Genomic DNA, 10,895 nt, shown 5'->3' with positions numbered 1-10,895 from the left:
TGGAAGGGCCGAACCGCAATACGCTGTTGGGGATTGCGCAGGTGGTGATGTTGGGGGAGTTGGCGGTGAACAAGGCGCTGGATAACGTCGAGTTGAAGCAGCCGGCTTAGTGCTTGTGCCTGGCTAATTCGGGATAAACGGCCAGGGAGCGAGCTCCCTGGCCACAAGATCAACGCGCCTGTCGTAGGTTCTGGCGCTGGCAATTTTCAAAGTGTGACTCTCCAAGTGATCGCATCAGCTCGAAGTCGATCAGCGAAAAGCGCTAAGGCAGCCATTTGCACCTGCCGCAAACCACCTTAACGTTGAGCGTCCGGGTGTCTCGGATCAATGCGTGGGTCGCCCCATTTCCATCCCGCGTGTGAACCGCCGGATGAACGCTCATCAACCACGTTGAACTCTCGTGTCAACGCATCCGTCCTCTGCTCTGAGGGGCTCAGGGCAATGTTGCTGCGCAGTCCCGTTAACGTTTTCAGGGAAATCTCCGGGGTGCGTGTCATGAATGCTTTCAAGAATCAGCTGACGCCTGAGCAAGAATCAAGATTGCATGCCTTGGATGCCTGGCACCGTGCGCTGGACAATCGGGCGCTGCGCATGGACTGCCCCGATGCCTACCACGACGAACTGTTGCGCCAATCTGATGAGATGGATCGGTTGGGGCTGTTGACGCTGAGCGAATGGCGCGACCTGCGAAGGGATGCGGACGAAGCGTATCGGCGGGCGGTCGCCGGTGAGGATTATCACTGAGGTCGCTGCGCTCATCTGGCGCGCGGTTTTTCATCTGATACAAAGGGGCTCATACCATGGCTAACCAGAAACCCGTGCAGCGCAGTCCATCTGCTCTGCAGTTGTTTGATGCCCGCGTGGCTTTTGATCGTGGCGCGCAGCGTGTCTCCAGGCTGTTCCTGCGGTCGCTATCCGGTTCCACTGAAAACACCGATTCAAGAAAATAGGAGGTCGCCATGCCCGAGCCGTTAACCTCATCAGGCACGCCATTTCGTTCCTGGGTCTCCCGGGTCTCAGGCTCCGGGTGGGGCGGGCTGGCATTCTGGTCAATTCTGATTGGGGTGACAGTCTTTCTATTGATCAGCGGGTATGGCGCCTTCGTCGGTGCCAATCAACAGAATCTGCACTTCGCATTTCTTGGCGGCATGTCTGGCTTCGCGGCGACGGCGTTGGGCGCTGTGGTCGCGATTGCGTTGCGCGATATCGCCGCCCGAACGCAGGACATCATGCTCGGCTTCGCCGCCGGAATGATGTTGGCCGCCAGTTCGTTTTCACTGATTCTGCCCGGCATTGAAGCGGCTCAGGCGCTTTGCGATAACCAGTTGCTTGCCGCGTGCGTGGTGGTTGCAGGGTTGGCATTGGGCGTAGCGCTGATGGTCGGTCTGGATCGATTCGTGCCTCATGAACACGAGAAAAGTGGTCGCCGTGGCCCCGAAGCGCAGCGCATCAATCGTGTCTGGCTGTTCGTCCTCGCCATCACGCTGCACAACCTGCCGGAAGGCATGGCCATTGGCGTGAGCTTCGCCAACGGCGATATGAAGGTCGGGCTCCCGCTGACCACTGCGATCGCCATTCAAGACATTCCCGAAGGCCTGGCTGTGGCATTGGCATTACGCGTGACCGGCATTTCTGCACTGCGTGCGGCACTTATCGCGGTGGGCTCGGGCTTGATGGAACCGATTGGCGCCATCGTCGGATTGGGCATTTCCAGCAGTTTTGCATTGGGCTATCCGATTGCTCTGGGGTTGGCAGCCGGCGCCATGATTTTCGTGGTGTCCCATGAGGTGATTCCCGAGACCCACAGGAACGGACACGAGACGCCGGCGACTCTGGGTTTGATGCTCGGTTTCGGAGTGATGATGTTCCTCGACACTGCTTTGGGTTAGTGACGAGCCTACGTCTCCACCCTCAATGCGATTCAGGCTTTATGAATGACTATATGTGTTTGAAACAACATCGCTGTCGCAATACTCAGGCCATCGGCCGTGGCCGTTGATCGATAAGCCAGAAAGGAAAACGACGAGACCCCTCGTTAAATGCCCGAGCAATCTCGTCGTTGCTGCGTAACCCCCGCGCTAGGTAGCCAGAACCGCTGCGCTATCGTCGATCTCCGGTACAGCGACATGAGGACTTCCGGGGGTCAGGATCACCTTGCGGCAATCTTCCTCTCGTTTATCGAAAATCCTGTAGCCCTCAGCAGCCTGCTCCAGCGACATGCGGTGGCTGATGATGACTTCGGGGGAGAGACGACCTGTCTCGATGTGCCCCAGGAGTTCAGGCAGAAACCGCTGCACATGGGTCTGGCCCATTTTGAAGGTCAGGCCCTTGTCGAACGCGTCGCCAAACAGAAAACCGTGGATGAAGCCTGAATACACGCCCGGCACGCTCACGGTGCCGCCGCGCCTTACCGCAGCAATGCATTGGCGCAGGGCTTTGCCGCTGCTGCCCTCCAGTTTCAGTGTGGCGAGCACTGTTTCGGTGGTGCTGCCTTTCGCTTCAAAACCCACCGCATCGACGGCGCCATCGACGCCGCGCATTCCTTTGGTCTGGCGAATGATGGTGTCGGCCGGATCATCATCCTCATCGAAGTTGATCGGGATCACGCCATAGGTTTTTTGCGCGTAGGCCAGACGGTAGGGGTGGTGATCGACCATGAAAATCTGCTCGGCGCCGAGCATCCGCGCGCACGCGGCGCTCAACAAACCGACAGGCCCGGCACCGTAGATGGCGAGGCTCGAACCCTGGCCAATCCCTGCATTGGTGACCGCTTGCCAAGCGGTAGGCAGGATGTCGGAAAGGAACAGAACCTTTTCATCCGACAACGTCCCCGGCACCTTGAAAGGCCCGGTGTTGGCCTTGGGTACGCGCACGTATTCCGCTTGGCCACCCGGCACTCCACCGTACATATGGCTGTAACCGAAGAGCGCAGCACCGGACGGAATCGCCTTTTTGTTGAGGATCGCTCCGCGACCGGTATTGGTTGTTTCACAGGCTGCGAACAAGTCCATCTGACAGAAAAAACAGCTGCCACAGGCAATGACGAAAGGGATCACTACTCGGTCGCCGGGTTGTACGGCGGTCACTGCTGAACCTGTCTCTTCGACGATCCCCATGAACTCATGGCCGAAGATATCGCCATGCTCGACGGTTGGAATCTTTCCCCGATAGAGGTGCAGGTCAGATCCACAGATCGCCGTCGCGGTGACGCGCAGAATGAGGTCGTCGTTTTCCTCGATCACCGGGTCAGGAACCGTGTCGACTTTGACGCTGTGCGCGCCGTGGTAGGTGAGTGCTCTCATGACGTCTTACCTGCTTCAGCGGATTGGTAAGTGGGAGAGGAGCAACCTCGAACGTAAGTTCAGAGTGTTGGCGGCGCAAATGACTAGCGGTCGGCAATGCGGGCGCTCTTATCATTTTTTAAACCTATTGGAGTGCAAGCAGGTCGACTGCTGGAGTCTGTCATTTTGGTAGTCGGAGGTTACGTATGATCGGTGTTGTGATACCTGCCCATAATGAAGAGCGGCACATCACGGCCTGCCTGACGTCTGTGCTGTTCGCCGCTGAACATCCTGCATTGGCGGGCCAGCCAGTTTGCGTAGTCGTGGTTTTAGACGATTGCACTGATCAGACCGCACAGATTGTTTCAGCGCACGGTGTCGACGGGATTGAGGTGTGTTTTCAGAACGTGGGCAAGGCGAGAGCCACCGGTGCAGATCACTTGCTCGCCGCTGGGGCGAAATGGCTTGCCTTCACCGATGCCGACACCGTTGTGCCACCCGATTGGTTGGCACGGCAGATTGAATTCAACGCTGACGCAGTTTGTGGGACGGTCGAGGTGGATAGCTGGAATGACCATGGTGATTGGGTTCGCTCAGCGTACATGGAGCATTATCAGTTCATCGAGAATCACCGGCACATTCACGGCGCCAACCTGGGCCTGAGTGCCGAGGCCTATCGGAACGCCGGCGGCTTCCAGCACCTTACTGCACACGAAGACGTCCATTTGGTTGCGGACCTCAAGAGGATTGGCGCGCATATCGTCTGGACGGCAACGAATCCTGTGATCACCAGCGCCCGCAAGGATTACAAATGTCGCGGAGGGTTTGGCGAATACTTGGCTAATCTGGGGGTGTCGCTGGGATTGCCTGCGGTTGATTCACAGGCGAGCGGGGGCATCTCTGTTTGAACTGAGGTTGCAGCAAGGGAACGCCATGACAACACACACGTTAACCGCACAAGGTTTGCCGTTGAACGTTTCGATCTGCGGACAAGGCTCGCCGCTGCTGCTACTTAATGGCCTGGGTGGCTTGATCCGTACCTTCGATACGTTGCGCGCTGAACTGGGCGATTACACGACCGTTACGCTGGACGTGCCAGGCGTAGGCCAATCGCAAATGCCCCGCTGGCCGATGCGGCTGCCGCGCTATGCCGACCTGATCGCCGAGATGCTCGAGCAATTGGGATTGGCTCAGGTCGATGTCTTCGGCGTGAGCTGGGGCGGGGCACTGGCGCAAGAGTTCGCCCTGCGTCATCCAGAAAGGGTGCGCCGGCTGATCCTCGCCGCTACCTCCGCCGGCCCGGTGATGCTGGTGAAGCCCGCCGACATCATGGAGTTTTTTGCTCGAAGCAAAACCGCCAAGCCGCGCAAAAGCGAAGGGAACCGCCATTCGATCCAGACGCTGCTGCGCTTTGGTGTGGTGAAAGGCATGCTCTCGGTTAATCCGCGGACTTACTATTATCAGCTCGCGGCGTTGGTCGGATGGACGAGTCTGCTGCGCCTGTCTCGTCTGCGCCAGCGCACGCTGATCCTCACGGGTGATCGCGACACCTTGGTGCAGATGTACAACGCACATATCCTGCGCCGTTCCCTTCGCCATGCCGAAGTGAATGTATTGAAGGGGGAAGGGCATTTTTTCGTGGTCACCAGCGCCAGGCGAACAGCAGAACTGATACGCGAATTCCTCTGCCGCCCATACGCTGATGAAGAGCCGGCACCCAGGCTCGCCCACCGCCGGTTAACGCCACGCCTGCTCTAATCCGAACGGTTGAGCGCCGTGACGGCTTCAACCTAAGCTCTCGATACGCCGGGCACGTCCATGTTGATCTTGCGCCAGAAAGCTTCAGAGAAGCTGTAAACCGAGAAAGCAATCAGCCCCAAGGCCATCACCATCAAAATCAGCCATCCAGCAGGCAAGTTCTGCAAGGCGTCGAGGGCTTCCTTCATACCGGGTGGGTCCATCGCTTGATAAGCGGAACCGCTGAGTGCCAGTAGCAAGGCAATCTCTATAAACACCACGCCACGGGCTATCAGGCCGAACCGCGACACCGGCCGGACGTAGCGCATGACGTCCTCGTCGGCTTCAAAATACTTTTCGAACGACGCCTTCCATCCCTTGATGAGGTGGGCAATCCCTACACCCAGCGGAACGAGGGCGATCAGGTACACCAACACGTTCGAGTATTCCCAGGATAAAAGATGGGCCAGCCAGTCTTTGGTTTGCCCCGCCGAATTGCCCGAGCTTTTGATGCCGCTGATCAGCAGGCCCAATGCAAAAAACGCCAGAGCGCTGTTGACGACACCTCCCGCCAACAGGCCGGCACGGATCACCAGGCCTTTGAAGTTTTTACCGTGATGATCGACATCACGCGTGGCTTGCAGGACACGCCAGGCGCCAAAAGCGAGCAGCCCCACCACCACAAGTCCCACTAAAAAATAGCCGAACGGCTGGGCCAGCAGTGCTTCGAGGCTCCGGTGGCTGTCCTTCGGTTTTGTCGAATCATGGGCTGCCAGCAAGGCGAAAATGCCGATGATCAGATAGAGCACGCCTCGAGCGGCATATCCTCCCCGAGCGAGTATTACAAGGCTGCGTTGCGCGGACATTGGATCTATTCCCGAGAGTGATACTAGAGCAGACCTTTCTCGTCGGGAGGGGTTCTGTTGCCTGATCAAGCACTGTGGCAGCGGGTCATTCCTCACTCAACTCAACCGCTTGCGCAGCGCCTTCAGCACCGCTTCGATGTGCCAGGTTTGGACGCCGATGACGATGGCTTCACCGACATCAGGCAACAACTCGATTTGCGTAGTGATGCCTTGTTCGCCAAGCAGTCGCTGCGCGTCTTCCAGGAGCCTGCGTGTGCCCGTGAGCCATAACCGTTGCGGGCCTTTCAGCAACGCGAGGGTTTGCGGGTAGGTGCACTGCAGTTTTTGGCGCAGATTGATCAGCGCCGGTTTATCAGCAGGGTCCAATGCCGGGGTCAGCACATACTGTTTGCCCGCCGCTGCATCCAGGTCGTATTTGTCCTGCAGATACTCCTCGACACTGATGCAACTGGCGACCGCCTCGTGCTCGCCGGTCACCACGTTGATCAGGTGGGCATTCACACCGACGTAGCAGAACTGCGTCATGCCGTGGACGACGTAATCCTCGCTGTTGCAGCGGATGACCCAGTAATCGCTGTGGGCGGACAGCTCACAGTTCTGAATGACAAAGCGCTCGGGTTTGCCATCTCTCATGACACCGTCAAACAAGGCGAGCACGATGGCGCACGCCTGATCTGCGGTTATCGCGGCGTTGCGCTCACTCATGCGTTGCCAAAGCCAAACAATGAACGCAGCCAGCCTGCCGACTTGCGTTCATAGAAGGGCACGGTTTGCTTGAGAAAGTAATCGCTCAGGCCGGTTTCACCTTCGCTGACGCGGTACAGATCAACGGGCTCGCCATCCGGCGCGGTGTCGCCGGCGACGTTACCGGCTTCGCGCATGATCAGTTCAATGTCGCCGTCCGCCTCGATGCCTACGATCAAGTGAGGCTTTTGATCCGTCGAGGCGTCGTGCATCAACGCCAGAAACGCACGTTTTACGTTGCGGTGTTTGGCGAGCAGTTGCGTGAGCGAGTTGATCATCTGCGTCGGGTACTCCGACGGCTGGCCGAGCAGCACTCGGGTGTCTTTTTCGACGGTGCGTTGTGTCGGTTTTTGGCCGATCGCATCGGAGAGCAGGTTGCGCACTTCTTCCGGGTAAAACTCTTTGCCATACGGCGATTTAGGGTTGAGGAAAAGCTGCGCACCGAGGGTGATTTCAAACAGGGCTCTGGCCGGGATTTCGATGTAGGACTGTTCGCTGTCGATCGACTTTTGCAGGGTTTGCAGTGAAGAGAAAAACGGGATGACCGCAGAACCATCCGGTTTTTGCCAATGCGCGATGCTGATGTTGCTGCCCGCCTCAAGATGGGCCGGGCCTTCGCCGGTACCGGTGGTGCCGAGCACGTAGATGGTTGAACTCAACAGGGTTTTGAAAAAATCCGGTCGGTGCGCGGGCTCATCCGCCGCTAGGCGCAGTGAGTGTTCGAGGGCGTTTTCTTCCTGGGTATTGGTGATGTCCATCGATCGTTCCATAAAAACAGACAGTAAGTGAATGGCAAAGAGCAGGTCAGTCGCTGCTGCACCCTAGCAGAATCCAGCGTTTGCCTTGAGCGTGTATGTCGTAGGCAAACTCCCAGAAAACCGGATAACCCGGGTGCCCCTTTACGTATCGGAAGGCACTGATGTGGTCTGCCTCATTGACGTGGGCGAGTTGCAACTCGCAAAAGCGGTCCCGCTGCGCAGTCCAGCGGGAGCAAGCTCCCTTGCCACAGTCGAATTTGCGTGTTCAGTCTTGCGGGGTAGCTATCACGTCCCACGCCCGCATGACTTGGGTGATCGCCGCATCAACGCGATCAAGCGGCGTGTCGTCTCGGGCGAGGATGGAGATGCCTTGCAGGAAGCTGTCGAACGCCGTTGCAATGGCGCGGGACTCAGGTTGGTCGGGTAATTGGCCGGCAGCGATACCACGCTCGACACACGCCAGAATCCCCGCACGCGTGCGGGCGCGGGACTGGGTGAGGGCTTCGACGACGCGGGCGTTTTCCGGGCCGGGCGCGCTCATCACGCCGAGGGTGACCATGCAGCCCTTGGGATGGCCGTCGTCACATTGCATGCGCGCCGACTGGCGCAGTGCGGTTTCGATGGCCTGGCGTGGTGGCAGGCTTGCGTCCCACAGACATTCGGTGACTTGGGCGAAGGTCGCCAGGTAACGCTGCACGCACTCATCGAACAGGGCTTCTTTGGAACCGAATGCGGCGTAGAAGCTTGGCGCGGATATGCCGCCGCCCAGTTCTGCCTTCAACAGGGCGAGGGAGGTCGAGTCGTAGCCGTGTTGCCAAAACAGTTGCATGGCCTGGTCGACGGCGTCGTCGCGATCGAATGCGCGGGGGCGACCGGTTCTCGCCATATCAAACACTCCTCGGAAAGTGATTTGGATACTAGTCGATACATAAGTCGTTGACAACGACCGGCGCCTGCCGCCAGTATTTTATATCGATCGGTATTTAAGTCTGAATTTCTCTTCTCAAGGAGTACCCCCAGTGACACCCTCACTCACTTTATCGGCCGCGCCGAAAAGCCTGCCCATCGGCGCGTTGCTCGCGCTGGCCATGACGGGCTTCATCTGCATCGTCACCGAAACCCTGCCGGCCGGCCTGTTGCCGCTGATCAGCGAAGGGTTGGCGATTTCTCCTTCGATGGCCGGCCAGATGGTGACCGCGTATGCGTTGGGTTCGGTGCTCGCGGTGATCCCCATGACCATCGCCACCCGTGGCTGGCGCCGCCGCAATGTGCTGTTGCTGACGATTGTCGGTTTCCTGCTGTTCAACTCCATCACGGCGCTGTCGTCCAACTACAGCGTGACGCTGGTGGCGCGCTTTTTTGCCGGTGTTTCGGCGGGGCTCGCGTGGAGTCTGTTGGCCGGTTACGCGCGGCGAATGGTCGAGCCCGAGCAACAGGGCAAAGCGTTGGCACTGGCCATGGTCGGCACGCCGATTGCGCTGTCACTCGGCGTGCCGCTCGGCACATGGCTGGGAGGGCTGGTGGGCTGGCGCACTGCGTTCGGGATCATGTCGGCACTGACGTTAATGCTGATCGTCTGGGTGCTGGTGAAAGTGCCCGACTACCCACCGCAACCCGCGCATCAACGTATTTCGCTGCGCAACGTACTGGCCACGCCGGGTGTGCGGCCGGTGCTGGCGGTGGTGATCAGCTGGATGCTGGCGCACAACATTCTCTACACCTACATCGCACCGTTCGTGGCACCGGCAGGGCTGGCGGATCGCGTGGATCTGGTCTTGCTGGTGTTTGGAATCGCCGCACTGGTGGGCATCTGGCTGACGGCGAAACTGGTCGAGCCGCTGCTGCGCACCACCACGCTGGTGAGCCTGGCGACCTTTGCGCTGGTGTGCGTGGCACTGGGTCTTCTTGGCCGTCTGCCGGAGGTGATCTACCTCGGTGTGGCGGTGTGGGGATTGAGTTTTGGCGGTGCGGCGACCTTGCTGCAAACGGCTTTGGCCGACGCGGCGGGTGACGGCGCAGACGTGGCGTTGTCGCTGAATGTGGTGGCCTGGAACGGCGCAATTGCCGGCAGCGGTGTGCTCGGCGGCGTGTTGCTCGACCGCTGGGGCGTCGCCTCGTTTCCATGGGCGATGGTTGTGTTGGTGGGCGTAGGGTTTGTGATTGCCTGGCGGGCGCGCGGGCATGGGTTCAAGTCCGGACCGCGCGGGGACGGGCGACCTGCAGTGGCGGGGCACTGACGTATTCGAGATGGCCTTTGCCGCGAAACGATCGGGTAGGATGCTTGCACACTGGAATAGCCTCTCCCGATCAAGGACGTGACATTTATGGAAACTCTCTTTTCTCAAGTAGGCGAGCGTTTGCACGATCGTCGATTCGCGGTGGCGGATAACTCGCAAGGGCTGTCGGGTAGTGGGACGGTGTTTCACTACCTTGTTGATGGCGTGGGTATTTCGAGTACTTATCAGGGCGGTCGGATTTGCGTGGGGCACCAGGTGGGGCGTGTGACGGGGCCGGACACGATTGAGTTGTTGTTTCATTGCCTGACGACTGAGGACGAGATTCTGTCGGGTTGGTCGCGGGGCATTGTTGGCGTGGATGACGCAGGGCGAACCACGTTGAGTTTTGTCTGGGGTTGGTTGTCGGGGGCGAGTGGGGGTGGGGAGTCGAGTTATGTTGAGGTGGTTGCGTGAACAGGAGAAGGGCATTTGATGAGTAAATTGTCAGCGATGATCGCGCAAGCACGTGCGGGGCTTTCCGTGCAGCAGCGTATTTCGGATGAAAAATGGGCGGCCATTGCGCGGCAATGTGGAGACGCAGAGGTGGCTGAAATACGCGACCGAATTGACGCGCTGAGGGCAGAGTTGGCGACGGTTGAGGATTGGGATGGCGATACTCAGGATGAGATCCACTTGGCGATTACTCGATTCACCAAGATGCTCGAGCTTGCGTCTAATTCTGTCTAGCGGTTGGATGGGCTGACGTTTTCGCTGGCAAGCCAGCTCCCACAATTTCGGAGGCGTTTTCAAAACCTGTGCCTATACGCAAAACCCTGTAGGAGTGAGCCTGCTCGCGATGGCGGTGGTTCAGTCAATGTTGATGTTGCCGGGACGGACGCTATCGCGAGCAGGCTCACTCCTACAGGGGGGTTGTGGTTTAGGCACAAAAAAGTGAGGGAGCTGGCTTGCCAGCGATGGCGGTGGGGCCGTCGACGTGGTGTTGGATGTGCTGGCCTCATCGCTGGCAAGCCAGCTCCCACAGTTTCGGCGGTGTGCTCAAAAAACTGTGCTGGGCGCAAAATCCTGTAGGAGTGAGCCTGCTCGCGATGGCGGTGGTTCAGTCAATATTGATGGTGCCGGGACGAACGCTATCGCGAGCAGGCTCACTCCTACAGGGGGTGGTGGTTCGGGCACAAAAAATGTGGGAGCTGGCTTGCCAGCGATGGCGGTGGGGCAGTCGACGTGGTGTTGGATGTGCTGGCCTCATCGCTGGCGAGCCAGCTCCCACAGTTT

13 protein-coding genes are annotated in these 10,895 nt (G+C 58.9%); 8 read left to right on the top strand and 5 right to left on the bottom strand.

The genetic code is table 11. The features are described from left to right. The 3 genes from ACQ4MY_RS05625 to ACQ4MY_RS05615 form a co-directional block, all read left to right on the top strand. Positions 1-110, top strand: a 110-nt coding sequence (locus tag ACQ4MY_RS05625) for a DUF6124 family protein (protein ID WP_440094276.1), incomplete at its 5' end; no start/stop codon positions are given. A gap of 331 nt (positions 111-441) precedes the next feature. Beyond that, positions 442-744 carry a hypothetical protein gene (locus ACQ4MY_RS05620; protein WP_440094245.1) on the top strand — a complete coding sequence of 101 codons (303 nt, stop codon included), beginning with the start codon at positions 442-444 and terminating at the stop codon, positions 742-744. Positions 745-959: 215 nt separating this feature from the next. Then, positions 960-1,889, top strand: coding sequence for a ZIP family metal transporter (locus tag ACQ4MY_RS05615; RefSeq protein ID WP_440094243.1), 930 nt, complete (start codon positions 960-962; stop codon positions 1,887-1,889). 189 nt (positions 1,890-2,078) lie between these two features. Here ACQ4MY_RS05615 and ACQ4MY_RS05610 read toward each other — a convergent pair whose 3' ends face one another. Then, positions 2,079-3,302, bottom strand: a complete 1,224-nt coding sequence (locus tag ACQ4MY_RS05610) for a zinc-dependent alcohol dehydrogenase (protein WP_008085542.1) — start codon at positions 3,300-3,302, stop codon at positions 2,079-2,081. Positions 3,303-3,487: 185 nt separating this feature from the next. On the opposite strand from ACQ4MY_RS05610, the gene ACQ4MY_RS05605 reads away from it, so the two are divergent. Together ACQ4MY_RS05605 and ACQ4MY_RS05600 are read left to right on the top strand one after the other, a co-directional pair. Further along, a complete protein-coding gene (locus ACQ4MY_RS05605; RefSeq protein WP_440094242.1) occupies positions 3,488-4,189 on the top strand; it encodes a glycosyltransferase in 702 nt (233 codons plus the stop codon). Between the two features lie 25 nt (positions 4,190-4,214). Beyond that, positions 4,215-5,039 (top strand): alpha/beta fold hydrolase, encoded by an 825-nt coding sequence (locus ACQ4MY_RS05600; protein ID WP_440094240.1) that lies wholly within the window; start codon positions 4,215-4,217, stop codon positions 5,037-5,039. Positions 5,040-5,071: 32 nt separating this feature from the next. Here ACQ4MY_RS05600 and ACQ4MY_RS05595 read toward each other — a convergent pair whose 3' ends face one another. The 4 genes from ACQ4MY_RS05595 to ACQ4MY_RS05580 form a co-directional block, all read right to left on the bottom strand. Then, positions 5,072-5,884 (bottom strand): DUF1206 domain-containing protein, encoded by an 813-nt coding sequence (locus ACQ4MY_RS05595; RefSeq protein ID WP_440094238.1) that lies wholly within the window; start codon positions 5,882-5,884, stop codon positions 5,072-5,074. 96 nt (positions 5,885-5,980) lie between these two features. After that, the gene (locus tag ACQ4MY_RS05590) at positions 5,981-6,589 is read right to left on the bottom strand and encodes a hypothetical protein (RefSeq protein WP_440094236.1); all 609 of its coding nucleotides are present in this window, start codon (positions 6,587-6,589) and stop codon (positions 5,981-5,983) included. After that, a complete protein-coding gene (sseB, locus tag ACQ4MY_RS05585; protein ID WP_440094234.1) occupies positions 6,586-7,386 on the bottom strand; it encodes an enhanced serine sensitivity protein SseB in 801 nt (266 codons plus the stop codon). Before sseB ends, ACQ4MY_RS05590 begins: the two co-directional genes overlap by 4 nt. A gap of 265 nt (positions 7,387-7,651) precedes the next feature. Continuing rightward, positions 7,652-8,272, bottom strand: coding sequence for a TetR/AcrR family transcriptional regulator (locus ACQ4MY_RS05580; RefSeq protein WP_158829633.1), 621 nt, complete (start codon positions 8,270-8,272; stop codon positions 7,652-7,654). Positions 8,273-8,405: 133 nt separating this feature from the next. On the opposite strand from ACQ4MY_RS05580, the gene ACQ4MY_RS05575 reads away from it, so the two are divergent. The 3 genes from ACQ4MY_RS05575 to ACQ4MY_RS05565 all read left to right on the top strand — a co-directional run bounded on the left by ACQ4MY_RS05575 (position 8,406) and on the right by ACQ4MY_RS05565 (position 10,349). Then, the gene (locus ACQ4MY_RS05575) at positions 8,406-9,623 is read left to right on the top strand and encodes an MFS transporter (RefSeq protein ID WP_440094232.1); all 1,218 of its coding nucleotides are present in this window, start codon (positions 8,406-8,408) and stop codon (positions 9,621-9,623) included. An 87-nt stretch (positions 9,624-9,710) separates the two neighbouring features. Then, on the top strand, positions 9,711-10,076 hold the full coding sequence (locus tag ACQ4MY_RS05570; RefSeq protein ID WP_440094231.1) for a hypothetical protein: 366 nt from the start codon (positions 9,711-9,713) through the stop codon (positions 10,074-10,076). 18 nt (positions 10,077-10,094) lie between these two features. Beyond that, positions 10,095-10,349: a hypothetical protein gene (locus ACQ4MY_RS05565; RefSeq protein WP_440094229.1), complete on the top strand. Its 255-nt coding sequence runs from the start codon at positions 10,095-10,097 to the stop codon at positions 10,347-10,349. Positions 10,350-10,895 lie beyond the last annotated feature (546 nt).

Origin of the sequence: Pseudomonas sp. SM4, assembly GCF_051913165.1 — a bacterium.
GTDB lineage: Bacteria > Pseudomonadota > Gammaproteobacteria > Pseudomonadales > Pseudomonadaceae > Aquipseudomonas.
This window is presented reverse-complemented; position numbering and strand designations above follow the sequence as displayed.

What these genes read in the sequence shown, in the direction of transcription:
- ACQ4MY_RS05620 (WP_440094245.1), top strand. Translation starts at nt 442, where the DNA reads ATGTTGCTGCGCAGTCCCGTTAACGTTTTCAGGGAAATCTCCGGGGTG.
- ACQ4MY_RS05615 (WP_440094243.1), top strand. Translation starts at nt 960, where the DNA reads ATGCCCGAGCCGTTAACCTCATCAGGCACGCCATTTCGTTCCTGGGTC.
- ACQ4MY_RS05610 (WP_008085542.1), bottom strand. Translation starts at nt 3,302, where the DNA reads ATGAGAGCACTCACCTACCACGGCGCGCACAGCGTCAAAGTCGACACG.
- ACQ4MY_RS05605 (WP_440094242.1), top strand. Translation starts at nt 3,488, where the DNA reads ATGATCGGTGTTGTGATACCTGCCCATAATGAAGAGCGGCACATCACG.
- ACQ4MY_RS05600 (WP_440094240.1), top strand. Translation starts at nt 4,215, where the DNA reads ATGACAACACACACGTTAACCGCACAAGGTTTGCCGTTGAACGTTTCG.
- ACQ4MY_RS05595 (WP_440094238.1), bottom strand. Translation starts at nt 5,884, where the DNA reads ATGTCCGCGCAACGCAGCCTTGTAATACTCGCTCGGGGAGGATATGCC.
- ACQ4MY_RS05590 (WP_440094236.1), bottom strand. Translation starts at nt 6,589, where the DNA reads ATGAGTGAGCGCAACGCCGCGATAACCGCAGATCAGGCGTGCGCCATC.
- sseB (WP_440094234.1), bottom strand. Translation starts at nt 7,386, where the DNA reads ATGGACATCACCAATACCCAGGAAGAAAACGCCCTCGAACACTCACTG.
- ACQ4MY_RS05580 (WP_158829633.1), bottom strand. Translation starts at nt 8,272, where the DNA reads ATGGCGAGAACCGGTCGCCCCCGCGCATTCGATCGCGACGACGCCGTC.
- ACQ4MY_RS05570 (WP_440094231.1), top strand. Translation starts at nt 9,711, where the DNA reads ATGGAAACTCTCTTTTCTCAAGTAGGCGAGCGTTTGCACGATCGTCGA.
- ACQ4MY_RS05565 (WP_440094229.1), top strand. Translation starts at nt 10,095, where the DNA reads ATGAGTAAATTGTCAGCGATGATCGCGCAAGCACGTGCGGGGCTTTCC.